Here is a 25606-nt window from a genome sequence, read left to right as displayed (position 1 = left end):
CCCACCGCAAGGCGACCTCACGCTGCACACCGCTCATGCGGTGCGGGTACCGGCGGCGGCGCCCAGTGCCGTGGATACCCGGTACTCGGCCAGGACACCGTGCACGGTGTTGCCGGCCAGGTGGGAGCATGCCCGGCTCCAGAACTCGTCGAGTCTGCCTGCAGCTTCGCCGTTGGCCCGTATCGGCTCGTTGCCGCTCCGGCGCGTGATGAGCAGAGGACCAAGAGCGGCTTTGCTCATGATCTCCTCCTGGCAACGGCCTGCGGCGAATGGCGCTCAGCCTGCCGGCAGCCACTGACAGAGGAGTTGGGCAACCAGCGCTGGAGACCCTGCGTGTCTGGCCGGGTGATCACCGTGACCGGTGCGGAAGGAAGGTCAGCGGCGTGACCGCGGTAGGGGTGAGTTCAGCGGCCTTCGGGGTGGATCGGGCGCGGGCAGTGTTGCTGCGGGCTTGTTCGGCCCGGGTGCGTGGCGTTCGCCGAGGCGCTGGATTCGCCAGGTGAGGACTTCCGTTGGCGAGCGCGCATCGTCCAGCGGGCGTTGCCCGGCCGCTTGTTGGAGCAGGATGGCGGGGTCGTGGCCCTCGCGCTCGGCGTCCGCGAGCACGGCCGCGAACGCGTCCCGGGCGGTCTCGTCGAGGACTTGTTCGGCGTGGGCGGGCACGGCCGGGCGCAGGTGCTCGGGGTATCGGTGCGTGACGTCGGCCGGCGGCTATCGTACGGCGAGCCGCGCCAGCGGGGCCGGTGCGGCCTGCCCGTAGGCGGCCTGGAGGTGGTGCAGGGTCTGCTGGGCGGCGGCGACCTGCTGGTCGTGGTGGTGCTGAGCGCTCCTGCGGCGCACGGTGAGGACAGCGAGGACGGCGGCGTCCAGGAGCATGGCCAGGAGGCCGTCGTCGGCGGGGTGGGAGCGCATGGTTCTCAGGGCGCCGCGCATTGCACGGGCATGCTGACGGTCCGCGCGGGCACGGGTGTTGACCGCGTTCTCGAACGCGAAGGCCGCCTGGCGCAGTTCGGCGCGGCCTCGTCCACGGCCTTCACCGCGCCCTGGGCGGGGGCCAGGAGGCGCTCGGCCCGCTCCAGGATGACGGCATCCACAGGGTGTGGATCGCCACCGAATAGCCGCTTGACCTCGAATTAGGGCACGTAGGGGCACGCCACTCTCAAATTGGACTAGACAACAAAAACCCCAGGCCACCTGACCTGGGGTTTCAACATGGAGCGGGTGACGAGAATCGAACTCGCGCTCTCAGCTTGGGAAGCTGATGTTCTACCATTAAACTACACCCGCGTAAGACGCCCGCCCCGATGATGATCCGGAGGCGGTGTCCGATCGCCTCGTCACCATACCTCATCTCCGGCCCCGGGCGCTGAAGCCCTGGGGCCGGAGTGCGTTTCACGGGGTGGGATCCGGGTGCGGGGGACCGGAGTTGGGGCGTACGGTGGAGGGGGCGGAGAGGGTCCGGGTGGGGTCGGAGTGCCGCCTGGAGGGCCGTCCCTTTGATCCCGTAATGTGGCCTCTCGTCGTCAGGCAGGCAGCAGCCAGACGCGGCTCTTGGGGAAGGGACTCTAGGACTTGATGGAGCGCACCGTCGTCCGATGTGCCGATGGGCACGTGTTCAGCACCGCTTCGTTCCCGATGCAGCAGGCCGAGCGCCTCGGCCCCGGCCGGCTCGTTCGATGTCCTCGTTGTGCCCGGCTCCGCAGTGTGGTGCCGGTGCAGTTGGAGAAGCGGTAGCTGCGGTAGCCGCAGTAGTAGCGGTAGCCGCGGTAGCGGCAGAGAAGGACCGTAGGTAGCAGTAGCGTCAGGCGCGCGGACGGCGCGATTGTGGTCGTTCCGCGCGCCTTGCGTATCCTCGGGGCGTGCTTCTCTCAGACAAAGACATCCGGGCCGAGATCGACGCCGGGCGGGTACGGATCGATCCCTATGACGAATCCATGGTGCAGCCGTCGAGCGTCGATGTGCGGCTGGACCGGTATTTCCGGGTGTTCGAGAATCACCGGTACCCGCACATCGATCCCTCCGTCGAGCAGGCGGATCTGACCCGGCTCGTCGAGCCCGAGGGGGATGAGCCGTTCATCCTGCACCCTGGGGAGTTCGTGCTCGCCTCGACGTACGAGGTCATCTCCCTGCCCGATGATCTTGCTTCCCGGCTTGAGGGGAAGTCCTCCCTCGGGCGGCTCGGGCTCGTCACCCACTCCACCGCCGGGTTCATCGACCCCGGGTTCAGCGGGCACGTCACGCTTGAGCTGTCCAACCTCGCCACCCTCCCCATCAAGCTCTGGCCGGGCATGAAGATCGGCCAGCTGTGCATGTTCCGGCTCAGCTCGCCCGCCGAGTTCCCGTACGGGAGTGAGCGGTACGGATCCCGGTACCAGGGGCAGCGCGGGCCCACGGCCTCCCGGTCCTTCCAGAACTTCCATCGGACTCAGGTGTGAGTGGAGGGGTGAGTGGCGGCATGAGCGGCGGGATTAGTGGTGGCATGAGTGGTGAGTCTGTGCGGGAGAACCTCAGCTACGAGTTGTTCGGCACCGCCGTCCGCGAGCTCGCGCAGACCATCGCCGACGACGGGTACGAGCCGGACATCGTGCTCAGCATCGCCCGCGGTGGGGTCTTCGTCGCCGGTGGGCTGGCCTACGCCCTCGACTGCAAGAACCTGCATCTTGTGAACGTCGAGTTCTATACGGGTGTGGGGACGACCCTCGACATGCCCGTCATGCTCGCTCCCGTCCCCAACGCGATCGACTTCACCGACAAGAAGGTGCTGATCGCCGACGACGTCGCCGACACCGGCAAGACGCTGAAGCTCGTGCACGACTTCTGTCTCGATCATGTCGCCGAGGTGCGGTCGGCCGTCATCTATGAGAAGTCCCACTCCCTCGTGAAGTGCGAGTACGTGTGGAAGCGCACCGATGACTGGATCAACTTCCCGTGGAGTGTGCTGCCTCCGGTCCACAAGTCCGGAGAAGCGGCCAAGCCGAACCGGGAAGCGGTCTGACCTGCGGCGGACGTCGCGGGGACGCTAACCGAGCCAGGCCTTGACCTTGTCCGGATTCGCCGCGATCCACTTCTCCGCCGCCGCCTCCGGTGTCATCTTGTCCACCGCGATGTACTTGGCCACGGTGTTCTGGTCCTCGTTGGTCCAGGTGAAGTTCTTCACCAGGTCGTAGGCCGGGCTGCCGGACTTCGCGAAACGGGTGCTGACGATCTTGTCGAGGTCGAATGCCGGATAGTCGCAGGCGACCTTCGCCGGGTCCGCGTCGCAGCCTGCCGTGTGCTTGGGCAGGTCGATGTGGACCAGCGGCACCTCGGAGAAGAACCACTGTGGCTCGTAGAAGTAGCCGATCACCCACTTCTTGTTCTTCTCCGCGTCCCGGAAGGCCTGGATCAGCGCGGTCTCGCTGCCCGCGTACACCACCTTGAAGTTCAGCTTCAGGTTCTGCACCAGGGACTCGTCGTTGGTCTGGTACGACGGGTCGCCGTCCAGGAGTTGGCCCTTGCTGCCCGATTCGGACGTCTTGAAGTTCGAGGCGTACTTGTCGAGATTCTTCCAGTCGGTGATGTCCGGGTACTTCTTCGCGATCCACGGGGGGATGTACCAGCCGATGATTCCCTTGTTGCCGGTCGGGCCGAGGTCGACGGCGGTCTTCTGCTCGGTGATGTACTTCTTCCGCAGGTCGTCGTGGCCCCAGTTCTCCACGATGGCGTCGACCTCGCCCGTCTCGAACCCCTGCCAGCCGATCTCCGCCTTCAGGTCCTTCTTGACCACCGTGCAGCCGAGTTCCTTCTCCGCGACGTGGGCGATGACCGCCGCGTTCGCCTCGTAGCCCACCCACGGGCTGACCGCGAGGTTGAAGGTGCCGCACTTTCCGGGTCCGCCGCCTGCTGCCGAGTCGTCGCCGACCTTCGCCCCGCCGCAGGCGGTCAGGGTGAGACCGAGTACGGCCATCCCTGCCGCGCCGGAGCGCCACTGTCCTGCTCGCTTCGCCATGGTCCTGCTCCTTGTAGAGGTCACGTCATATTCAGAGCGCACCGGAACCCCACGTTCCCGGTCGCCGAGTCCGGGAAGAGGCCCTGCCGCGCGGCGACCCGGTAGCGGTGGCAGTAGGAGGCGTGGCAGAGGTAGGAGCCGCCCTTGGTGACGCGCTCCTGCCCGTGGGAGAAGAGGTCCTCGCACCACTCCCAGACATTGCCGGTGGCGTTGTACAGGCCGAAGCCGCCCGGCTCGAAGGCGTCGACCGGGCAGGTGCCGTACCAGCCGTCGGACGTCGGGTGCCGATTCGGGAAGTCGCCCTGCCATACGTTCATCCGGGGGCGGCCACCCGGCTCGAACTCGTCGCCCCAGGGGAACACCTTCCCGTGCAGGCCTCCTCGGGCGGCGCGTTCCCATTCCGCCTCGGTGGGCAGGCGTTTGCCGGCCCAGGCGCAGTAGGCGCGGGCGTCGTCCCAGTCGACGTGGACGACGGGGTGGTCCGCCCGGTCCTGCCAGGTGGAGTGCGGTCCGTCGGGACGGCGCCAGTCGGCGCCCTCGACCTGCCGCCACCAGGGCGCGCCCACCACGCCACGGGTCGGCGGGAAGCCGTCCGGGAGCAGACCGGCGAAGACGAACGACCAGCCGGCCCGCTCGGCCGAGGTGCGGTACCCGGTGTCGGCGGCGAAGCGCGCGAACTGTGCGTTGGACACCGTGCGGGCATCCATCCAGAACGCGTCGACGTACACCGTGCGCACCGGGCCCTCCCCGTCGGCCGGGTAGGCGAACGGGTCCTCGCTGCCCATGAGGAACTCGCCGCCGGGGATGGCCACCATGCCCTCGGGTGGGGCCCGGTGGACGACGGGCACCACCACCGCCGCCCGGTCCGCGGGTCCAATGGCTCTCGCGGCTCCCGCAGTGTCCGCTCCCCGGCCGCCGGACGGCGTGCAGCAGCTCACTGGGCCCCCATCACGCGCCGGTGCAGTCCGCCGTCGAACTCGGACGGCCCGGTGTCCTGGGCATCGAGGTCGATGCGCACCGTGTGCAGGGTCCCGGTGAACTCGTTGTCGAGGACGGGGTAGTCGTCGGTGACCGGTGTGCTCAGGTCCACCCCGACGTCGAGTGTCTCGTCGAAGGAGAAGTAGTAGGGGATCGTCCGCCCGATCCGTCCGGTCGCGTGCTTCTCGCCGTCCACCAGGAGCACGGCGGTCCCGCCCTTGCCGAGCCCTCCGCCGTCGTAGTCGAAGGCGAGCCGGATCTCGTGGCGTCCCGGCGTCAGGGGCTCGGCGGCGCGCACGGTGTACAGGCTCAGGCCGAAGTAGTTGTAGGCGTACGCCGGCCTGCCCTCGGTGAAGTACAGGGACCAGCCGCCGAATCGGCCGCCCTGCGCGATGAGCACGCCCTCGGCCGCCGTGGCCTCCGGCAGGTCGACGTCGGCCGTGATGCTGTGCGAGCGGTTCTTGACGTTGAGCGTGGTCTCCTCGGTGAACCGGCGCATTCCCGCGCGGTAGGTGATGGACGTCCGGGCGCCGAGCAGATCGATACGGCCGGCCACGGCCGGGTTCTCCCGCTCGGTGACCCGGTCGTCCAGCGGGAAGACCTGGTACTTCGCCGCCTCGATCAGGAACAGCTCCTGCAACTGGCGTAGTTTCTCGGGGTGTTCGGCGGCCAGGTCGTGGGCCTGACTCCAGTCGTGGTCGATGTCGTAGAGCTCCCAGACGTCGTCCGCGAACCGCCGGTCCCCCTCCGGCACCATCTCCCAGGGGATGCCGTGCCTGGTGACCGCCATCCATCCGTCGTGGTAGATGCCCCGGTTGCCGCACATCTCGAAGTACTGGGTGCGGCGGTGCTCGGGCGCCTGGGGGTCGGTGAGCGTGCGCCGCATGCTCGTGCCCTCGACGGGCTGCTGCGGCACCCCGTCCACGCTGAACGGCGCGGGGACGCCGATGCAGTCGAGGATCGTCGGCAGTACGTCGATCACGTGCGAGAACTGGTGGCGGAGCCCGCCGCGTTCGGTGACCCCCCTCGGCCAGTGCAGGATCATGCCGTCGCGGGTGCCGCCGAAGTGCGAGGCGACCTGCTTGGTCCACTGGTACGGGGTGTTCAGCGCCAGCGCCCAGCCCGCGGGGGCGATCGGGTAGCTGAGCGGGCCGCCGATCTCGTCGAGGTGGTCGATCATCTCGTCCGGGTCGTCCACGATGCCGTGCCCCAGCCGGTGTTCGACGATCGTGCCCTCGATGCCGCCCTCGCCCGAGGCGCCGTTGTCGCCCAGGATGTAGACGAAGAGGGTGTTGTCCAGTTCGCCGAGTTCCTCCAGCGCGTCGACGAACCTGCCGACCTGGACGTCGGCGTGCTCGGTGAAACCGGCGAACGTCTCCATGAAACGGGCGGCCAACCGGCGCTGGTTGTCGCTGAGTTCGTCCCAGTGGGGCACGCCCTCGGCCCAGGGCGCGAGTTCGGAGTCCTGCGGTACGACGCCGAGTTCCTTCTGGCGTCGCAGGGTCAGTTCGCGCTGCCGGTCCCAGCCGTGGTCGAACCGTCCGCGGTACTTCTCCTGCCACGCGCGGTCGACGTGCAGCGGGGCGTGCGCGGCACCCAGCGCGAGGTACGTGAAGAACGGGCGGTCCGGAGTCAGCGTGCGCTGGGTGCGCACCCAGTCGATGGCGTGGTCGACGAGGTCCTCGGAGAGGTGGTAGCCGTCCTCGGGGCGGCGGTCCGGCTCCACGGGGGTGGTGCCCTGGTACAGCAGCGGGTACCAGTGGTTCATCTCGGCGCCCATGAAGCCGTAGAAGGTGTCGAAGCCCTCCCCGGTCGGCCAGCGGTCGAACGGACCGACCGGGCTGATCTCCCGTGGCGGGGTCTGGTGCCACTTGCCGAAGGCGGCGGTGCTGTAGCCGTTGCCTTGCAGGATCTGCGCCATGGTCGCCGCGCTGCGTGGCCGGAATCCGTTGTATCCGGGGGCGGCGGTGGCCATCTCGGTGGTGCCGCCCATGCCCACCGAATGGTGGTTGCGGCCGGTCAGCAGGGCCTGCCGGGTCGGTGAGCACAGGGCCGTGACGTGGAAGCGGGTGTAGCGCAGGCCGCCCGCCGCGAGGCGCTGCGCGGCCGGCATCTCGCACGGGCCGCCGAACGCGCTGGAGGTGCCGAATCCCAGGTCGTCGACGAGCACGATGACCACGTTCGGCGCGTCGTCGGGCGGCGGGACCGGGCCGACGGGAGTGAAGGGGGTCGCCTGGTCGTGGACGTCCATCGCGGTCGTCAGCGGCCGGCGGGAGTCGGGGCGCGGAAGTACGTACCGTCCCGCGTCGAACTCAGTCATGGAATTCTCCGATTCGCTGCCCATTTCCCGCGCAATACGCGAGGTAAAAGTCCCAGCCGTCGCCGAGGCCGGTCAATAAGGCGCTTTGAATTCCCGCGAACCGGTTTTGAATGAAGGCGATAGAAGGTTTCTATACCTACTGGACGGACGCCAGGTCCACGAACGCCTGGGCGGCGGGGGACAGCGGGCCCGACCGCCACACCAGCCGGCCGTGGCGCAGCAGCCGGGGCCGGTGGGACAGCATCCTGGCCCCGCGTAGAGCGGCGTCCCGCGCCATGGAGGCGGGCAGCAGGGCGGCGCCGACGCCGGAGAGGACCAGCGGCACGATCATCGCGCGGTGCGCGGTCTCCACCGCGATCCGCGGGGCGACGCCCAGCGCGGTGCACACGTCGTCCACGGCCGCCCGGGTCTCGGTGCCCGGCGGTGTCACGATCAGGTCCAGCGCGGCCAGTTCACGCGAGGTGATGGTGTCGCCCGCCGGATGCGGGTGGTCGGCGGGCAGCACTATGTGCATCTCCTGCGCCGGCAGGTCGATCCCGCGCAGGTCCGCCGTGGTCACCGAGGCGTCCACCAGACCGAGTTCGCAACTCCCGGCCGCGACCATCTGCTGCACGGCGGGCCCTCGCTCCGGGTCGACCACGCAGACGGAGACCTTCGGATGTGCGCGATGGAAGCGCCCCAGCAGGTCGGCCAGGGGGTCGACCGACAGGGTCGTCTGGGAAACGATGTCGAGTCGGCCGCCGCTGAGCCCGAGGACTTCCCGGACCAGGGAACCGGCCGTGGTCAGGTCGCGCAGGACCTGCCGGGCGGGCCGGACCAGCGCCTCACCCGCCGCGGTGAGGACGACGCCGTGTGGGAGACGGTGAAAGAGTCTGCCGCCGCATTCGCGTTCCAGGGACCGGATCGCATGCGACAGCGAGGGCTGTGCGACATGGAGCGCGACGGCCGCGGCGGTGAATCCGCCGTGCTCGACGACGGCGATGAAATATTCCAGCTGGCGTCGTTCCATCGCGTCTCCATCGGGTTTCCGTCGATCTGCGTCAGCCTGCGTCAGTCCGGCGTCAGTCTGCGTCGGGTCTCCGTACATACCAGAGGGCCCCCGGCGCGAACGCCGGGGGCCCCTCTGCCGCAGGGCGTGCTAGAACGTGCCCAGCTTCACGATCGACAGCAGCGCGACCAGCTGGATCGCGCTCGCGCCCAGCGCCTTCGGCCACGGCAGGTCGTGGGACTTGTGCACCATCAGGGTGAGGAGGGCGCCCGCCGCCACCCACGTCGCCCAGCCGACGGCCTGCACGAACGTCGCGTCGCCACCGGCGAACATCGCGAGGATCAGGCGGGGGGCGTCCGTGAGGGACATGATCAGCATGGAGAGGCCGACCGTGGGCTGCCAGGCGCCGTCGCCGCCGAGCTGGCGGGCCAGGGTGTGGGTGACCACGCCCAGGACGAAGGACGACAGGACCATGGCGACCGCGGTCGTCAGGACGATGGGGACCGCGTTGGAGAGGGTCGCGTTGATCGCGTCCTCCCTCGCGCCGTCGAAGCCGAAGACGGCCAGGAGGCCGTAGAGGAAGGTCACGACGAGGGCTGGGCCCCACATCGTGTAGTCCCGCATCTGGAGGAAGGTCTGGCCGGGGGAGAGGACGATGCCGCGCAGCAGCTGCTTCCAGTGCAGGCGGGGGCCGATCGGACCGGCCGGGGCCGCGCCCGCCTGGTAGGTCTCGCCCTGGCTGTAGGGGTCGTCGCCGACCGAGAACGCCTGGGTGTGGCCCGGGTTGTTCGCCGCGTACGGGTCCGGGGCGCCGCCCGGGCCCTGCGGGTAGCCGCCGTCGCTGAAGTACTCCGGCTCGCCGTGATTGCCGCCGTGCCCACCGTGACCGCCGGAGCCGTAACCGCCGTGGCCGCCACCGCCGTTCGCCTGCGGCCAGCCGCCACCGCCGCCGCCCGAGCCGCCGTACGGCTGCTGCGGCGGCGGAGGATAGCCGTACGACGGTCCCTGGGGAGCCTGCTGCCCGTACGGAGGTTGTTGGGGGCGCGTCTGCGGGGTGCCGTTGTTTCGGCTGCCCCGTCCGATCCTGAATCCAGCCACGTCTTCGAACGTACCTGGTCCTGGAGAGTCGCGTGCCGGGCCCTGCGCTTCGGGCCCGGCTTTGCGGCCGAGCTGTGACATCCCCTAGGGGAGGGACGGTGCTGTTCTCCGTGGTCGTTCAGGGTTTGGACGTACGGAAGACGCCTTGGCCGTCCGTGTCACCGGCATCACCGGCACCGCCGGCGTCACCGCAGCATGACCTGCCCCAGCCGCAGGTATCCCGACGGCAGGCCCACCGAACCCGGGCCGAAGCTGATCGCGTTATTCGTGGTCACGCCCGACGCCGAGCCGCGCAGGCTGTAGATCGCGCCGGCGGGGTGGTTCTCGCCGTCGGCGGCGACGGACAGGTCCGCCCTGCCGTCGCCGTTGAGGTCGGACAGGCGTACCGAGGCGCCGAAGCGGTCGGCGGACTCGGCGGTGCCGGGGACGCCGGCCGTGTTCTGCGTGAAGGTCTGGACGCCGGTGGTGCTCAGGCCGGCGGACGAGCCGCGCAGCACGGTGACGCTGCCCGCGATCTTGGCGGTGCCGATGGTCTCGTGGATCGTGCCGACGGCCAGGTCCGCGTAGCCGTCGCGGTTGATGTCGGCGAGGGAGAGGGCGTTGCCGAACCAGTCGGCATCCTCGTCCGAGCCCGGGACGCCGGGGGTGTCCTGGGTGATCGTGATCTGCGGCCGGGTGCGGACGCCGTCCGCGCTGCCCAGGTAGGCGTTGACGGAGCCGCCGATGCTGGTCACGCCCTCGTCGCCGAAGGTCGAGGTGACCACATCGGCGTAGCCGTCGCCGTTGAGGTCGCCGACGGCGGCCAGCTCCCAGGCGCCGTTCTTGAGGAACGTCTGGCGGGTGAGGCCGGTGGTGGAGCCCAGGTAGATGAAGGTGCCGCTGTCGTACGTCTCCGCCTGGGTGCCGCTGATCACCAGGTCGGCGGTGCCGTCGCCGTTCACGTCGCCGGCGGCGAGGCTCTGGGCGCCGTAGAGGCTGTTGCCGGAGTAGAGGTCGGTGGCGAGCTCGGCGCGGGACGCGGCGCCGGAGCCCTTGGTGAAGCCGCCCTTGTGGATCCAGACGTCGCTGCCGGTGCTGCCCACGGCGAGGTCCGCCCGGCCGTCCCCGCTGAAGTCGCCGACGGCGAGGGAGATGCCGTACTCGTCGTGGGCCGCCGGGGCGGGGTCGGGGACGACCTGGCCGCCGGAGAGGCCGCTCTTGCCGCCCCAGACGATCACGACGGCACCGGCGCCGGCGTTCTCGCCCTTGGCGCCGATCACGAGGTCGGCGTACCCGTCCCGGTTCAGGTCCCCGGAGGTGAGGGACGTGCCGAACCGGTCGCCCTGCTCGGCGGCGCCGGGGATGCCGGCCGTGTTCTGGGTGAGGACCGTGCGGCGCGAGGCGCTGATGCCGTTCGCGGAGCCGTAGTTGACGACCACGGCGCCCGCTTCGGTCTTGCCGCCGACCGGGGTGTACGGCGCCGCGCTCGCGAGGTCGCGGTAGCCGTCGCCGTTGAAGTCGTCGGCGTACTTGGCGGGCGCCGCGGCGGCCGGGGCGGCGGTGAGCAGCGGGGCGGCCGTCAGGGTGGCGGCGACGGTGGCCGTGGCGAGGGCCAGGGAGTGGAGGCGGTGGCGGCTGCGGTGCTGCCGGAGCATGTGGGGTCTCCTGCGGAGGGGGTGGGTGGTCGGAGGGCGCTGTTCCTGGCGGGGGCGCTGCCGAACGTTGGGTGGGTGGTCGGGGAGCGCCGCTCCTGGCAGGGTTTGTCCGGCGACCCGCGCGAGGTCGCCGGACGTGGGTGCGGGTCAGCCCGCCGTACGTCGCCGAAGTGGGTGAGGCCCGACGGGCCGCCGACGGTCGTGCTGCCGAAGGACTTCGCGGCGGTGGTGGTGATGCCGGGGCGCTGCCGACCGTTGGGTGGGTGGTTGGGGAGCACCGCTCCTGGCAGGGCGTGTCCGGCGACCCCGCGCGAGGTCGCCGGACATGGGTGCGGGTCAGCCCGCCAGTACGTCGCCGAAGTACGTCAGGCCCGTCGGGCCGCCCACCGTCGTGCTGCCGAAGGACTTCGCGCCGGTGGTCGTGATGCCGGAGGCGCTGCCGCGCAGGGTCCAGGCGGAGCCCGCGCCGTCGTTCTCGCCGCGGGCGCCGGAGATCAGCTCCGCGCGGCCGTCCTTGCTGGCGTCGGTGAGCAGGACGGAGTGGCCGAAGTAGTCGTACGACTCGGCGGTGCCCGGCACCCCGTCGGTGTCCTGCGAGAAGGCCTTGGAGCCGGTGCCGGTCAGGCCGGAGGCGGCGCCGCGCAGGATCACGACCGAGCCGGCGTCCTTCTTCGCGCCCAGGTCCTCGTTGGCGACGCCGACCGCGATGTCGGTGTAGCCGTCGCCGTTGGTGTCCCCGGCGTCGAGGCTCCAGCCGAAGGCGTCGTTCTTCTCGGAGGCGCCGGGCACGCCCGCGGTGTCCTGGGTGATCCGGACCGGGGTGCGGGTGCTCAGGCCGCCCGTGGCGCCGTAGGTGACGGTGACCGCGCCGCCCAGGCCGCCGTTCGGTTCGTCGGTCGACTTCTCCATGAAGTTGCCGGTGACGATGTCGCCGAAGCCGTCCTTGTTCACGTCCGCGATGACCGCCGCGTAGCCGCCCGCGACCTTGCTGCCGGGTGTGAGGCCGGTCGCCGATCCCTTGTAGAGGACGCTGCGGGTGCGGTAGCCGTCGGTGATCTCCTCCTGGCCCATGACCAGCAGGTCCGACGTGCCGTCGCCGGTGACGTCGCCCGCGACGATCTGGTCGGTGTTGATGCCGGTCTGCTCGAAGGTGTCGATGCCGACGAGCTCCGTGGCCGTGCCGGTGCGGGAGATCGGGCCCTTGAAGACATTCAGCTCCGGCATGGCGATGTTCGCGGCCGCGAGGTCGGTGTCGCCGTCGCCGTCGAAGTCGCCGGTCGCCACGGACCAGCCCAGCTCGCTGCGGTTCTCGGGGAGCGGGGAGGAGATGTCGGTGCCGGACTTGATCCCGCTCGCGCCGCCCCACAGCACCGTCAGGACGCCGGAGTCGTCGGTAGAGCCGATCTGCTCGGCGTGCACGCCGACGACGACGTCGGTGTAGCCGTCGCCGTCCAGGTCGCCGGTGGTGACGCGGTCACCGAAGGCGTCGCCGCTCTCCGGGACGCCGGGGATCCCGGCGGTGTCCTGGCTGATGATCTGCCGGTTGCCGGTGTTCGGGCCGCTCGCGCTGCCGTAGACGACGGCGACGTAGCCGGCGTTGCTCTTGCCGGCGATCTTGGCGAGGGGCGCGGTGATGACGGTGTCGAGGTAGCCGTCGCCGTTGATGTCGCCGGCCAGCCCGGAGGGGGCGGCCGCGGCCGTGGTGGCCGGGAGGGCGGTCAGCAGGCCCGTGGTGAGCGTGGCCGCCAGCAGGAGAGTGCGCTTGCGCAAGGCGAAGTCCCTTTCGGAATGAAGGAGTTCAGGAGTTGAGGGCCGCGCCGTACGCCGGGCCGCCCGCCGTGGACACGCCCGTCGTCCCCGGGCCGAAGCTGATCGCGCCGCCGGTCGTCACCCCGGTCGTCGCGCCGCGCAGGGACCAGATCGCGCCGTCGCCGTTCTCGCCGGTCGCGGAGACGGTGAGCTCGGCGCGGCGGTCTCCCGAGTGGTCGGCGAGCAGGACGCGGGCGCCGAAGCGGTCGTTCGGCTCGGAGGTGCCGGGGACGCCGGCGGTGTTCTGCGTGAAGGACTGGGCGCCGGTCGTCCTGAGGCCGGAGGCCGAGCCGTACAGGACCGTCACCGCGCCGGCCCCGGAGTTCTCGCCGGACGCGCCGACGGCCAGGTCGGCGTAGCCGTCGCCGTTGACGTCCCCGAGGGCGACGCCGCTGCCGAAGCGGTCGCCGGACTCGGCGGCGCCGGGGATGCCGGCGGTGTCCTGGGTGAGGACGAGCGGGGCGCGGTCGGGGCGTGGGTCGTCGGGGCCGGTGCCGTAGACGACCGTCACCTTGCCGCCCTTGGCGCCCGCCGGGTCGGCGGAGGTCTCGCGCTCGTTGCCGACCGCGAAGTCTCCGTACCCGTCCTTGTCGATGTCGCCGATGGCGGAGACGTAGCCGGCCGGCAGATCCTGCAGCCAGTCGGTGTAGTTGCCGATCGAGGGATCGGGCACCCAGTGGGTGATCGCGTCGTCGGTGCCGGCCGTGCGACCGTGCACGATCAGGCTGGTCTTCCAGGGGGCCGAGACGGTTCCGCCGGTCAGCGACGTGATGCCGGACGACTTGGAGTACGGGTCGGGGAAGCCCGCGCCGGAAGCGCTGTTGAAACCACCGGACTTGGTGAGCGGTCCGTTGATGAAGGTGAGGCCGAGCGGGCCGGTGGAGCCCACGGCGACATCGACGTCGCCGTCCCGGTCCAGATCGCCCGCGGCCAGCGCCTGTCCGTAGCGGTCCAGGTCGGTGGCGAAGTGGTTGACGAGCGTCCGGGCGCCGGACAGCCCGGAGGCGGAGCCCCAGACGATCACGACCGCGCCGTCGTTGGTGTCCCCGTTCACGTCCTCGCCGGGCGCCCCGATCAGCAGATCCGCGTACCCGTCGGTGTTGAGGTCGGCGGAGGTGACGGCCGTCCCGAAGGCGTCGTCGGCCTCGGCGTCGCCCGGGACGCCGGCCGTGTTCTGGGTGAGGAGCGTCCGCGTCGAGGTCTTCGGGCCGCTGGAGCTGCCGTAGACGACGGACACGGCGCCCGCCTTGGCCTTGCCGTTCACCGTGGCGCCCGGCGCGCCGATCGCGAGGTCGACGCGGCCGTCGCCGTTGAAGTCGTACGGCTTGGCGGCCGTGGCGGCATGCGCGGTGGGGGCCGTGAGGGTGAGGGCGAGCGGGATGAGGGCCGCGGCGAGGAGTGCGGTCGTGATGCGCCGACGCATGGGTGTACGTGCCTCGCCGACGAACTGACGGTATGTCACTGGGCGATCACCGAGCCGAAGCTGTTGCCGTACTTGAGGGAGATGTCGGCCGCGACCAGGCCCTTGGCGCCCGTGGTCGTCAGGCCGCCGGAGGCGCCGCGCAGGGTCCACACGCCGCCCGCGGAGTTCTCGCCGTCGACGCCGATGACGAGTTCCGCCTTGCCGTCCTTGGTCAGGTCGGTCAGGTCGACCGCGGAGCCGAAGCGGTCCCAGGCCTCGGCGGTGCCGGGGACGCCGGCGGTGTTCTGGGTGTAGGACTGGGCGCCGTTGGTCTTCAGCCCGGAGGCCGAGCCGAACAGGACGGTCACCGAGCCGGCCTCCGCTGCCGGGCCGATGTCCTCGCCGGGAGCCGCGACCGCCACGTCGGCGAACCCGTCGCTGTTGATGTCGCCGGTGCTCAGGGCCGCGCCGAAGGCGTCGTCGGTCTCGCCCGCGCCGGGCACGTTCGCGCTGTCCTGGTGGACGACGGTCGGCGTCTGCGCGGGGTCGGGGCCGTTCGGGCCGCCGTACCAGACGGTGATCTGGCCGCCCTTGTGGCCGCCGGGCTTCTCGGCGCCCGGGTCCGAGGAGTCGCCGAGGACGAGGTCGCCGTAGCCGTCGCCGTTGACGTCGGCGATGGAACCCCCGACGCCGTCCGCGTTCGGCAGCCCGATGAACTGGTAGCCGCCGCCGGTCCAGCGGTAGTAGTCGATCCGGCCGCCGGGGTCGCCGTCCTCGCCGAGGGGGTAGACGCGCTCGGCCGCGCCGTCGCCGGTCAGGTCGCCGGCGATCGCGTCGAGCGTGGTGCCGACCTCCCCGACGCGGTAGTGGCTCAGCGGCCCGCCGGTACGCGTGAACGGGCCCAGGTACAGGCGGGTGTGGCTCTGTCCCGTGAGGGTGACGTCCATGTCGCCGTCGCCGTCGAAGTCCCCCGTCGCGATGCCGCGCGAGAAGCCGCCCCACTCGGCGAGCGTGGACGGCTGCGGCAGCCCCTTGCCGCCGGACAGGCCGGACTTGGAGCCCCACAGGACGGTGCCGGAGCCGACGCCGTCCCGGTCGCCGATGCTCTCGCCGGAGGCGCCGACGACGAGGTCGGAGTAGCCGTCGCGGTCCAGGTCGGCGGCGGCCAGACTGGCGCCGAACAGGTCCGTGTCCTCGGCGGTGCCCGGCACACCGGGCGAGTTCTGGGTGATGATCGCCTTCCTGGCGGCCGAGACGCCGGAGGAAGAGCCGTACAGCACGACGACGGCACCGGCGCAGGATGCCGAGCCGACGTCGGTGCACGCGGCGCCGACCGCGACATCCCGGTAGCCGTCGCCGTTGAAGTCACCGGAGAGCCCGGCGGTGGCGGCGGAGGCGGTGGCGGCGGGCAGCGTGGTGAGGAGGCCGCCGGTGAGGGCGGCGGCGAGGAGAAGGGGGCGCTTGCGCAAGGTCGGGTGCTCCTGGCAGGGGAGGGGGAGGGCCGGGCCCGTGGGGACGAACGGGCCCGGCCTGTCGGGACGTACGGGCTCAGTCGGCGAAGTTGGCGCCGAAGTACGGCGTGCCCGTCGTCGAGACGCCCGAGGTGCTCGGGGCGATGCTGCGGGAGCCGGTGGTGACGATCCTCGTGCCGTTCGAGGGCAGGTAGGTGACGCCGCCGTTGCCGGCGTTCTCGAGGGAGCCGACGATCAGGTCGGTCCGGCCGTCGCCGGTGACGTCGTCGAGCTTCACGTCGACGCCGAACATGTCGTCGTCCTCGTCGTTGCCGGGGACGCCCGCGGTGCTCTGCGCGAAGGACTGCGCGCCGGAGGAGGTGTTCAGGCCGCTCGCGCCGCCGTACAGGATCGTGACGGCGCCGGTGTTCGCGGCGCTGCCGATGTTCTCGCCGGCGACGCCGATGGCGAGGTCGAGATAGTTGTCGCCGTTGATGTCGCCGAGGTCCAGCTCGTGGCCGAACTCGTCGTTGGTCTCGGAGGCGCCGGGGACGTTGCCGGTGTCCTGGGTGATGCCGGTGGCCGTGCCGGGGCCGTCCGCCGTGCCGTACGTCACCCACACCTTGCCGCCCTTGGCGGAGTCCGGGATGGAGGTGCCGTCGCTGGTGGTGGCGTTCCACGCGGCGCCGCTGACGATGTCGCCGTAGCCGTCGGCGTTGATGTCGCCGATCGCGGTGATCACGCCGGGCTTGAGGGCCTTGGCGCTCGCGGTGCTCAGGCCGCTCGCGGTGCCGGGGACGTAGTAGTTGCGGTTCCAGCCGTAGTCGGTCTCGGTCTCGAAGCCGTCGACCACGAGGTCGGTGCGGGCGTCGCCGTTGACGTCACCGGCGGTGAGGTTGAGCGGGCCGTTCGCGGTGCCGCCGCCCTTGATCGGGGGCTTGACGGTGGAGCGGCCGAGCAGCGCGGTGCCCGACGACGAGAAGCCGCCCCGGAAGACATGGATGGTGGCGGAGGAGGCGCCGACGGCCAGGTCGGCCTTGCCGTCGCCGTCGAAGTCACCGGCGGCGAGGTTCTTGCCCCAGTAGTCGTGCGACGAGGGGGCCGGGTCGGCGACCGTGCTGCCCTTGCCGGTGATGCCGGAGGCCGAGCCCCACAGGATGGCCACGCCACCGCCGTCGACGTCGCTGCCGACGTCCTCGCCCGACGCGCCCACGGCGATGTCGTCGTAGCCGTCACCGTTGAAGTCGGCGTAGGCGGTGTCGTAGCCGAAGCCGTCGCCCGCTTCGGCGCTGCCGGGAGCACCGGTCGTGTTCTGGCTGATCGTGTGGCGCTTGGCGGACGATACGCCGGTGGCCGTTCCGTAGAGGACGACGAGCTGACCGGCGGCGCTCTTGCCGCTCACGTGGGCACCGTGGGCGGAGAAGGCCACGTCGCCGATGCCGTCGCCGTTGAAGTCGGCGGCCGGGACGTGGGTCGAGTCGGCGGCGGTGGCGGTGGACGCGGTGAGCGTGAGCAGACCGCCCGTCAGCGCGGCCGCGGTGGCCGTGGCGAGGGCGAGTCGCAGGTGGTGCTTGTGCATGCGGGTTCTCCTGCTGCATGCGGGGATGCCCAGCGGGGCATCCGCAGTCGGTGGGGTGCGACCGCCGGTGTTCTCCGGGAGTTGTCCTCGGGTTCACGGTGCGGTCGGCGAACAGGAGACCTGTGAGGGGGCGTAGGGGTTGTACGTGAGTTCGGTAATTTTTTGAGGCGGGTGTGGCCGGTGGGATCCTGGCGGCCGGGCTCTCTGGTCGAACCGGCTGCGGAACGAGGCGACGCGAGTGACCATGCATGCCGTGACGATCAACCGACCAGGTCTGCGCGAATGCACCTACTCCCTCGGCTGCCGCGCTGCGAGACTGCCAGGCCGCACTCGCTGTCTGGAGCATCCCAGGGATGTGCAGGAGCAGAGCTACGCGTTGAACGGGGTCGCCCTGGGGCTCGTCCGGGACTTCAGCGGAGTGACGTTCTCCGACGAGTTGTTCGCGGCCGTGCGGGTCGCGGCGGGATCTTCCTTCGGAGCGGCGCGGTTCGAAGAAACCGTGTTCACCGGCGACACCGACTTCAGCGGCTTCGAGTTCACCGGCGCGACCTCGTTCGAAGGAGCGCGTTTCCGCGGCGAGGCGGATTTCAGTGGTGCCCGCTTCCACGGCCCGGTGTCCTTCGTCGGCGCCGTGTTCGAGCGGGAGTGCAGGTTCGACGGCTCGGCCTTCCTGTACGACGGTGCCACTTACCGCAGTCAGCCGTCCGCCGCCGACGCCAAGTCCGTCGACTTCACTCGGGCCATCTGGCAGGGCCACGCCTCCTTCGACGGCATCTGGGTCGCACGGAAGTGGGTGCTGACAAAAGCGCATTTCCAGGAGAGCCTGACCGGGAAGGCACAGTGCGAGGACTCCGTGGTCATGAACGGGGCCACGCTGGAGAAGCGTGTGAAGCTGACGCTGAACACCACGGGGCTGGACTGCCAGGACGCCACCTTCAACGGCGGCGGGGTGCTGCGGCTGCGCAATGCCACGGTTCTGCTGGCCGACGCCGTGCTGCGCGACAAGTTGTCGGTGATCCATGACAGCGGCCTGTTACAGCTTCCCCCGCGTATTCCCGCACCCGGGCGGGGCACGATGGGCGCTCGCGCTCCGAAGCCGGCGGCGCTGCGGCACGTCGACGCCTCCCAGCTGGTGCTCGTCGATCTCGACCTGAGCGAATGCCGCTTCGCCGAAGCTCACAGACTCGACCTCCTCGACTTCCGGGGGTGCACGTTCGACCGACCGCCCCAGTGGCGACGGACATTGGGCGTGATACCGATACGACCCGTGAAGCGGGATGTGCTCGCCGATGAGACGTCACCGGACGGACCGGGGCCCAGTGCCGTCGCCGCCCTGTACCGCCAGTTGCGCAAGGCGCTGGAGGACGGCAAGAACGAGCCCGGAGCCGGTGGCTTCTACTACGGCGAGATGGAGATGCGGCGCCGTCGCCGGGCCAAGGACACGTCGACCACGGAACGGTGGCTCCTGCACACGTACTGGCTGGTGTCGGGCTACGGCCTGCGTGCCACGCGTGCGCTCGGCTGGCTCCTGGCGGCCGTCATCGCGACGATCACGCTGATGATGGGGGTCGGACTGCCGGATGCCGATCCGGAGCAGACGGTGACGGGCGGTATGCCCGCTGCCAGTGGGCGCGTGGAGCTCACGGTGCAGACCCCCGACCCCGAGCTGACGCTGCCACTGCGCGACCGGTTCACTCTGAAGCGCGCCAACTCCGCGCTCAAGGTCGTGCTCAACTCGGTGGTGTTCCGATCCAGCGGCCAGAACCTCACGACTTGGGGCACCTACGTCGAGATGGCGAGCCGCTTCACCGAACCCGTCCTGCTGGGCCTGGCGGGGCTCGCCATCCACGGACGCCTCAAGCGCGGCTGAAAGGCATGTGGGGCGGCCTCAGGTCAGCCGGTCAGCCCCGCCCCGAACGCGCCGTACGTCCGCGGCTGCCCCAGGCTTCCCGGTCCGAACGTCCGCGCCCCCGTGGTCGTGATGCCCGACGCCGACCCCGTCAGGGTGGTGAGCGCGCCGACTCCCTCGTCCTCGAAGCCCGCCGTCACCGTGAAGTCGGCGTGGCCGTCGGCGTTGACGTCCGTCAGGAGGGCGTCGGAGCCGAAGTAGTCCGTCGCCTCGCCCGTGCCGGGGATGCCGGAGGTGTTCTGGGTGAAGGTGAGGGCGCCCGTGCGGGAGACCCCGGAAGAGGCGCCGTTCATGACGATCGTCGCGCCGGCGTCCTCCGTCGTGCCGAGGTCCTCGAAGACGACGCCGATGGCCAGCTCGCCGTAGCCGTCGCCGTTGACGTCCGCGATGGAGACCGCGCTGCCGAAGCCGTCGCGGGCCTCGTCGGCGCCCGGAACTCCCGTGGAGTTCTGGGTGAGTTCGGCCATCGGGGCGTCGCCGTTGACCGGGCCGCCCTCCGAACCGCGGATGACGACGACCCTGCCGCCGAGGCTGCCGCTGTGGTCGTCCTCGGTCGTGAAGACGTTGCCGATGGCGATCTCGTCGAAGCCGTCGCCGTCGATGTCGCCCAGCGTCAGCGACGTGCCGCCGTTCAGCATGCGCGGGATGGAGGTGTCCAGGCCGGAGGCGCTGCCCAGGTACGCCACGCCCTTCGACCAGCTGCCCGACGGGTCCGTCGTCTCGTCCGTGCGGTAGGTGAGGACCAGGTCCGCCCTGCCGTCGGCGTTCGTGTCGCCGGAGGCCATGGCGTCCACGGCGTACGCCTGCTCCGGGACATCGACGCGCTGTGCGGTGCCCGTCGTGCCGTCGGCGGTGAAGCCGCCCTTGATGACGTACGCGTGGGCGGAGCCGGTGCCGACGGCCAGGTCGGTCTTGCCGTCGCCGTCGAAGTCACCGGCGGTCAGGAGCTTGCCCCACTCGCCGTGGGCGGCGGGCGCCGGGTCGGCGACCTTGGTGCCGTTCGCGAGGCCGTTCGCCGAACCCCACAGGATCGTGACGGAACCCTCGCCGCCGTCCTCGCCGGCCGCGCCCACCGCGAGGTCGGTGTAGCCGTCGGCGTCGAGGTCCGCCACGGCGAGTGCGGAGCCGAAGTTGTCCTCCGTCTCCACGGTGTCGGGCACGCCCGCCGTGTCCTGGTTGACGACGGTGCGACGGGCGGGGTCGATGCCGCCCGCGCCGCCGTACAGCACGGCCACGTAGCCGGCGAATCCCTTGTCGCCGAGCTTCACGTACGGGGCGGCGAGGGCGATGTCACCGTAGCCGTCGCCGTTGAAGTCCGCCTTGTGGGTGCGGTCGGTGTCCGCGGCCGTCGCCGGCACGGCCGCGAACGTGAGCAGACCGCCCGTCAGTGCGGCGGCGGTGGCCGTCGCGAGGGCGAGTCTTGCCGGGCGCGGGTGCTGCGGAAGCATGCGAGTTCTCCTGGGGGAGGGGGAGTTGACCAGTTCGGTGATCAGGCGATCAAGTGATCAGGAGACCCTCGGGCGGCGGGGAAGGTTGTACCCGCGTTCGGCTGGGTCGTTCCGGTCCGCCCGGCCCATCGGCTACGGCGCCAGGAACTCCGAGCTGGAGAACGTCACCGTCGGCCGCGCCGCCACCAGCCCCTCCTTCACCCCCGGGTACACGGCCACCGTGTCCTTGGTCTCGCCGACGTACGCCCGCACCACCAGCTCCGCCCGCCCGTCCCCGTCGAAGTCGCCGACGGTGACGACGCGCGTGGTGCCCTGGGCGGGCGGCTCGACGGTCACCATGCCCGTCGTCGTGAGCCCTGTCTTGCGGCCCGGGAAGACGCGCAGCCGCGAGCCGCTGGAGACGAGTTCGTCGAGGCCGTCGCCGTCGAAGTCGGCGGTGTCGAGCATGGAGCCGGGGACGTCGAGGGTGCCGCGGGCGGCGGTGGCCGGAAGGTCGTAGCGCAGGGACGTTCCGTCGAGGGTGCCGATCGCCGCGTCCAGGGCGCCCCTGCCCTTGCCGAAGGCGCCGAGGGCGACGTCGATGCCGGAGGGGAGGGTGACTCCGGTGCGGGTGGGGCCGGTGGGGCCGCCGAGGACGAGGGCCGAAGGGCCGGCGCCCTCAGTCGTACGGACCACCAGGTCGTCGTATCCGTCGTCGTTGACGTCGGCGGACGGGCCCGTGGGGACGTTGCCGGGGGCCGTGACCGGGGCGCCCGCGGCGCGCGGGGTGCCCTTGCGGGTGAACGGGCCCCGCAGGAAGCTCAGTCGGCCGCCGGACGCGTGGACGACGAGGTCCTCGGCGTCGTCGCCGTCGAAGTCGCCGCACACCGGCTGGTCGGGCCAGTCGTTGCCGACGCGGGCGGCGGCCGGGATGGTGAGCTTGACCGCCTTGCCGGTCAGGCCCTGCGGGGAGCCGAAGAGGAGTTGGAGCGGGACCGGGGGCCGGCCCTGCCCGTCGTAGGGCGGGTCGGTGGAGACGACCAGGTCCGTGAAGCCGTCGCCGTCCAGGTCGCAGGTCTCCTCCGCGTCGAAGACGGCCGGGAGCTGCCCCTTCGTCGGTGCCGCCTGCCGTCGCGGGCTGAGCAACTGCCGTGCGCCGGGCTTCAGTCCGCGGTCACTGCCGTAGACGACGCCGATGCCCGCGTCGTCGGCGTGGGCCTGCTCCTTGACCAGGTCGTTGAGGACGAGATCGCGGTGGCCGTCGCCGTTGAAGTCGTCGTCGGGGGCTTTGCTGCCCTTGCCGCGGGGGATGGGGAGTTGGGCGGGCGCGTCGGCGACCTGGACCGGAGTGTGCTGCGCCGACTCCGCGTCGTCGTGCGAGGTGGGACCGCAGGCCGCTGCCAGCAGAAGGGTCGCGCTCATGACCGCCGTACACATCCCGGCTCTTCGCGTGCGCACCGATCACCTCGTCAGCACCAGGGGCAACAACTGGGTAATGATGCACGCGTTCGAGGAGAGGCGACAGACCTGTGCGGGGATGACGGAAGCCGTACGGTCCGCGGGGCTAGGTTATGGGGTGACATCCGGCCAACTCGGGGAGCTCCCATGCCAATTGAACGCCCGCTGATCAACAGCGGCGTGCCGCATTCCGCCCGGATCTGGAACTACTGGCTCGGCGGCAAGGACTGCTACGAGATAGACCGGCAGGTCGGCGACCAGATCGCCGGCGGCAACCCGGCGATCCTCGACGTCGCCCTCGCCCAGCGGGCGTTCCTCGTGCGGACGGTGGAGTACCTCGTCCGCGAGGCCGGCATCCGGCAGTTCCTGGACGTCGGCACGGGGCTGCCGACCGCGAACAACACCCACGAGGTCGCCCAGCGGCTCGTCCCCGAGACCCGGATCGTCTACGTCGACCACGACCCCGTCGTCCTGGCCCACGCCGAGGCGCTGCTCACCAGCACGCCCGAAGGTGCCACCGACTACATCGACGCCGACCTGCGCGAACCCGAGGCCATCCTGGAAAAGGCCGCCAGGACCCTGGACTTCAGCCGGCCTGTGGCGCTGATCCTGCTGGGCATCGCCGCGCACGTCACCGACGACTCCGCCTACGGCATCGTGAGCCGCCTCGTCGACGCCCTGCCGTCCGGCAGCTACCTCGTGTTCTGCGACAGCACCGCCGTCGTCCACCCCGAGCAGCAGCGCGCGATGGTCGAGCAGTGGAACGCGGCGAGCGACAACCCCCGGATCAACCGCAGCCCGCAGGAACTCGCCCGGTTCTTCGAGGGCCTGGAGCTGCTGGAGCCGGGCGTCGTCTCCGTGTCCCGGTGGCGCCCGAGCCCGTCGGGTGACCAGGCGCCGGCCGAGGTCGACGACTTCGGCGGGGTGGCGCGCAAGCCGTAGGCCCTAGCGCCGTCGGGAGCCCTCAGCGGCCCTCAGCAGCTCGGCCGCGAGGGCCACGCACCATGAACACGTCCACCCGGTCCTCGGTCTCGACGGTGAACCCGTGCCGCTCGTACAGCCGTCGGGCGGCGCTGCCCCGCAGCACGTTCAACCGGACGACGAGGCCGGCACCGTCACCGTCGCGGTCGCACCGCTCCAGCAGCTCGCGCAGCACACCCGAACCGATACCGCCGCCCTGCAGCCGCGGGGCCAGATAGAAGTGCTCCAGCCAGTGGGCGTCCTCGGCCGGCCGCAGCGCCACGCACCCGGCGAACGCGCCGCCCACCTCGATCACCCAGGTGTGGGCCGGCTCGAACCCGTCCCGCAACCGCTGCCGCACATGCCCCTCGTCGTACCGACCGAGCCGTTCCAGGTCCGCCCGCAGCACGACCGCGCGCAACTCGGCCACCGCCTCGACGTCCGACGCCGAGGCGGGCCGTATCTCCCAGTCCGCCATGATCGAACGCTAGCGCGGCCGGGGTCCGCCCGGCTTCACTGGGCGCATGGAGTTCTTCTGCTACCACCGCGATCGGCCCGGCTCACTCCCGTTGCGCGAGGAACTGGTGGAAGCGCACTGGTCCTACATGGACGGGTACGCGAAGGAGCTGATCGCCCGCGGCCCGACCTTCGCCGCCGACGGCGAGACGCCCACCGGCAGCGTCCACATCGTCGACCTGCCCGACCCCACCGGCGCCCGCGCGTTCGCCTTCGACGAGCCCAACTACCAGGCGGGCGCCTACCGGGACGTACTGCTGCGCCGCTGGCGCAATCTGCTCGGCCGCACCATGTGGGACTTCCCCGGCGGCCGAACCGACGGCAACCGCTACCTGGTGCTCGGCCTCGGCGCGGGCCAGGCCGTCGACCTCGCCGTACCGGCCGACCGCGACGAACTCATCGCGTACGGCCCGCTGCTGTCCGACGACGGCGCCACCTGGGTGGGCACGGCGGTGCTCCTCAGGGCCCCGGACCCGGACGCGGCCCGCGCCGTACTGACGGTGGACCGGTATGCCGAAGTCGAGGTCCATGACTGGGAGTTCGGGGGGCGGCGGTGAGGGTTTGGCCGGCACCCCGTCCCAGACGCCCGGCCCCAGCCCACCATCCCGCCGAGGAAGGCGCCGTATGACCGCGACGTCGCCACAGCAGGCCGCCCCCGCCGCCCAGATGTGGCCCCTCTACGCCGCCGGCTTCACCACCGCCTTCGGTGCCCACGGCATTGCCGCCAACCTCGGCGGGCACTCCGACGACGCCGTTACCTCGCTGCTCGTCCTGGGTGGTCTGCTGGCCCTGTACGACGGTGCCGAGGTGCTGCTCAAGCCGCTGTTCGGGGCGCTCGCCGATCGGGTCGGTGCCCGGCCGGTGCTGCTCGGCGGGCTCGTCGCGTTCGCGGTCGCGTCGGCCGCCTACGTCGTCGCGGACAGCCCCGGCTGGCTGTGGGCGGCCCGCCTCGGCCAGGGCGCCGCGGCCTCCGCGTTCTCGCCGTCAGCGTCCGCGCTGGTGGCCCGGCTGAACCCGGCGGCGGGGCACGGGCGGGCGTTCGGCAGTTACGGCTTCCACAAGTCCATCGGCTACACCCTCGGCCCGCTGCTCGGCGGCCTCCTGGTGTGGGCCGGCGGCCTACGGCTGCTGTTCACCGTCCTCGCGGTGCTCGGCGCGGCGGTCGCACTCTGGGCCGCGGTCGCCGTCCCGCACGTACCGCCGCTGCCCAGGCAACGGCAGACGGTCGTGGACCTCGCCCGGCGCCTGGCGGACCCCGCTTTCCTGCGGCCCACGGCGGCCCTGGCCGGCGCGACCGCCGCCCTCTCCGTCGGCGTCGGCTTCCTGCCGGTCTCCGGCGCCGCCGCCGGACTCGGCACGGTGGCGACCGGCGCCGCGGTGTCGGTGCTGGCGGCCTGCGCCGCCGTCGTACAGCCGAAGGCCGGGCGAGCCTTGGACGAGGGGCGCCTCACGGTCCGCGGCGGCCTCACCGCCGGGCTGCTGATCACGGCCGCCGGCCTGGCCTGCGCGATGCTGCCCGGCCTGACCGGCGTCCTGGCCGCCGCGGCCCTGATCGGCATCGGCACCGGCCTGATCACCCCGCTCGGCTTCGCCGCGCTGGCCGCCGCCACCCCCGCGGAACGGCTCGGCCAGACCATGGGCTCCGCCGAGCTCGGCCGCGAACTCGGCGACGCGGGCGGCCCGTTGCTGGTGGCCGCGGTCGCCACCCTGGCCACCCTCACCTACGGCTACGCGGCCCTCGCCCTCCTCCTCGCCGTCGGCCCCGCCCTCGCCCTCGCGGCCCGGCGGCGCGCCGCCCCCGACAAGATCTAGTCATATATCTTCGCCGCCATCGATATCTTCGACATTTTCAGAATTTCATCGTGACGGGCCCCGGAATTGGATCTTCCAGATAATCACCGTTGACGGATATTCCCCCGAATGCCAGATGTCCTACGCCGTCCGGTGCTCGTTAGGTGGGCGTGACTTGGCAGGAAAGACATGCAGGTGAGGGTGGTCCGTTCCGCTCGCGGCAGGCAGCTGATCAGACCACCGGGGAAAGCGTCACGCACTGCTCGGATCTGCTTGAGGACTTTCTGAGAACCATCGG

General features: G+C 71.2%; 22 protein-coding genes and 1 tRNA gene. 6 read left to right on the top strand and 17 right to left on the bottom strand.

Features of this window, described 5'->3' with window-relative positions; all coding sequences use genetic code 11:
* Positions 1–33 precede the first annotated feature (33 nt).
* From ACIA8X_RS01950 to ACIA8X_RS01935, 4 genes are all read right to left on the bottom strand, one after another.
* Positions 34–240 carry a hypothetical protein gene (locus ACIA8X_RS01950; RefSeq protein WP_393449967.1) on the bottom strand — a complete coding sequence of 69 codons (207 nt, stop codon included), beginning with the start codon at positions 238–240 and terminating at the stop codon, positions 34–36.
* A 135-nt stretch (positions 241–375) separates the two neighbouring features.
* Positions 376–663 (bottom strand): hypothetical protein, encoded by a 288-nt coding sequence (locus ACIA8X_RS01945; RefSeq protein WP_393449964.1) that lies wholly within the window; start codon positions 661–663, stop codon positions 376–378.
* A 48-nt stretch (positions 664–711) separates the two neighbouring features.
* Positions 712–912, bottom strand: a complete 201-nt coding sequence (locus tag ACIA8X_RS01940; RefSeq protein WP_393449961.1) for a hypothetical protein — start codon at positions 910–912, stop codon at positions 712–714.
* Between the two features lie 301 nt (positions 913–1213).
* Positions 1214–1287, bottom strand: a tRNA-Gly gene (locus ACIA8X_RS01935).
* 572 nt (positions 1288–1859) lie between these two features.
* Between ACIA8X_RS01935 and dcd the strand changes: the two genes are divergently transcribed.
* Together dcd and ACIA8X_RS01925 are read left to right on the top strand one after the other, a co-directional pair.
* The gene (gene dcd, locus ACIA8X_RS01930) at positions 1860–2435 is read left to right on the top strand and encodes a dCTP deaminase (protein ID WP_093908765.1); all 576 of its coding nucleotides are present in this window, start codon (positions 1860–1862) and stop codon (positions 2433–2435) included.
* A gap of 44 nt (positions 2436–2479) precedes the next feature.
* Positions 2480–2995: a phosphoribosyltransferase gene (locus ACIA8X_RS01925; RefSeq protein ID WP_393449958.1), complete on the top strand. Its 516-nt coding sequence runs from the start codon at positions 2480–2482 to the stop codon at positions 2993–2995.
* A gap of 24 nt (positions 2996–3019) precedes the next feature.
* Here the strand turns inward: ACIA8X_RS01925 and ACIA8X_RS01920 are convergent, their stop codons facing one another.
* The 10 genes from ACIA8X_RS01920 to ACIA8X_RS01875 form a co-directional block, all read right to left on the bottom strand.
* Positions 3020–3988 (bottom strand): ABC transporter substrate-binding protein, encoded by a 969-nt coding sequence (locus ACIA8X_RS01920; RefSeq protein ID WP_393449955.1) that lies wholly within the window; start codon positions 3986–3988, stop codon positions 3020–3022.
* 20 nt (positions 3989–4008) lie between these two features.
* Positions 4009–4803, bottom strand: a complete 795-nt coding sequence (locus ACIA8X_RS01915) for a formylglycine-generating enzyme family protein (RefSeq protein WP_399457760.1) — start codon at positions 4801–4803, stop codon at positions 4009–4011.
* A gap of 119 nt (positions 4804–4922) precedes the next feature.
* On the bottom strand, positions 4923–7286 hold the full coding sequence (locus ACIA8X_RS01910; protein ID WP_399457563.1) for an arylsulfatase: 2364 nt from the start codon (positions 7284–7286) through the stop codon (positions 4923–4925).
* A gap of 136 nt (positions 7287–7422) precedes the next feature.
* Positions 7423–8295, bottom strand: coding sequence for a LysR family transcriptional regulator (locus ACIA8X_RS01905; protein WP_393449946.1), 873 nt, complete (start codon positions 8293–8295; stop codon positions 7423–7425).
* Between the two features lie 129 nt (positions 8296–8424).
* Positions 8425–9453, bottom strand: coding sequence for a Yip1 family protein (locus ACIA8X_RS01900; RefSeq protein ID WP_393449943.1), 1029 nt, complete (start codon positions 9451–9453; stop codon positions 8425–8427).
* A gap of 104 nt (positions 9454–9557) precedes the next feature.
* Positions 9558–11006, bottom strand: coding sequence for an FG-GAP-like repeat-containing protein (locus tag ACIA8X_RS01895; RefSeq protein ID WP_393449940.1), 1449 nt, complete (start codon positions 11004–11006; stop codon positions 9558–9560).
* 336 nt (positions 11007–11342) lie between these two features.
* Complete coding sequence (locus ACIA8X_RS01890; RefSeq protein ID WP_399457562.1) at positions 11343–12776, bottom strand: FG-GAP and VCBS repeat-containing protein; 1434 nt, start codon at positions 12774–12776, stop codon at positions 11343–11345.
* A 28-nt stretch (positions 12777–12804) separates the two neighbouring features.
* Positions 12805–14238, bottom strand: coding sequence for an integrin alpha (locus tag ACIA8X_RS01885; protein WP_393449934.1), 1434 nt, complete (start codon positions 14236–14238; stop codon positions 12805–12807).
* 35 nt (positions 14239–14273) lie between these two features.
* Entirely contained in the window at positions 14274–15686 is a 1413-nt protein-coding gene (locus ACIA8X_RS01880; protein WP_393449931.1) for an FG-GAP repeat protein, read from the bottom strand.
* Positions 15687–15765: 79 nt separating this feature from the next.
* The gene (locus ACIA8X_RS01875) at positions 15766–17247 is read right to left on the bottom strand and encodes an FG-GAP repeat domain-containing protein (protein WP_393449928.1); all 1482 of its coding nucleotides are present in this window, start codon (positions 17245–17247) and stop codon (positions 15766–15768) included.
* A gap of 355 nt (positions 17248–17602) precedes the next feature.
* Between ACIA8X_RS01875 and ACIA8X_RS01870 the strand changes: the two genes are divergently transcribed.
* Complete coding sequence (locus tag ACIA8X_RS01870) at positions 17603–19117, top strand: pentapeptide repeat-containing protein (RefSeq protein ID WP_393449925.1); 1515 nt, start codon at positions 17603–17605, stop codon at positions 19115–19117.
* 23 nt (positions 19118–19140) lie between these two features.
* On the opposite strand, the gene ACIA8X_RS01865 is transcribed toward ACIA8X_RS01870, so the two are convergent.
* Both ACIA8X_RS01865 and ACIA8X_RS01860 read right to left on the bottom strand, forming a co-directional pair.
* Positions 19141–20604, bottom strand: a complete 1464-nt coding sequence (locus tag ACIA8X_RS01865; protein ID WP_399457561.1) for an FG-GAP repeat domain-containing protein — start codon at positions 20602–20604, stop codon at positions 19141–19143.
* A gap of 132 nt (positions 20605–20736) precedes the next feature.
* On the bottom strand, positions 20737–22005 hold the full coding sequence (locus tag ACIA8X_RS01860; RefSeq protein WP_399457560.1) for an FG-GAP repeat domain-containing protein: 1269 nt from the start codon (positions 22003–22005) through the stop codon (positions 20737–20739).
* A 183-nt stretch (positions 22006–22188) separates the two neighbouring features.
* Between ACIA8X_RS01860 and ACIA8X_RS01855 the strand changes: the two genes are divergently transcribed.
* Positions 22189–22983, top strand: a complete 795-nt coding sequence (locus tag ACIA8X_RS01855) for an SAM-dependent methyltransferase (RefSeq protein WP_393449916.1) — start codon at positions 22189–22191, stop codon at positions 22981–22983.
* Between the two features lie 22 nt (positions 22984–23005).
* Here the strand turns inward: ACIA8X_RS01855 and ACIA8X_RS01850 are convergent, their stop codons facing one another.
* Positions 23006–23479 carry a GNAT family N-acetyltransferase gene (locus tag ACIA8X_RS01850; RefSeq protein WP_399457559.1) on the bottom strand — a complete coding sequence of 158 codons (474 nt, stop codon included), beginning with the start codon at positions 23477–23479 and terminating at the stop codon, positions 23006–23008.
* A 46-nt stretch (positions 23480–23525) separates the two neighbouring features.
* Between ACIA8X_RS01850 and ACIA8X_RS01845 the strand changes: the two genes are divergently transcribed.
* Positions 23526–24074, top strand: a complete 549-nt coding sequence (locus tag ACIA8X_RS01845; protein WP_399457558.1) for a YciI family protein — start codon at positions 23526–23528, stop codon at positions 24072–24074.
* 67 nt (positions 24075–24141) lie between these two features.
* A complete protein-coding gene (locus tag ACIA8X_RS01840; RefSeq protein WP_393449907.1) occupies positions 24142–25329 on the top strand; it encodes an MFS transporter in 1188 nt (395 codons plus the stop codon).
* The last annotated feature ends 277 nt before the right edge of the window (positions 25330–25606 follow it).

The organism is Streptomyces sp. NPDC051738, assembly GCF_044453205.1.
GTDB lineage: Bacteria > Actinomycetota > Actinomycetes > Streptomycetales > Streptomycetaceae > Streptomyces.
The sequence above is the reverse complement of the archived record's forward strand: the minus strand, read 5'-3'. Positions and strand labels throughout refer to the sequence as shown.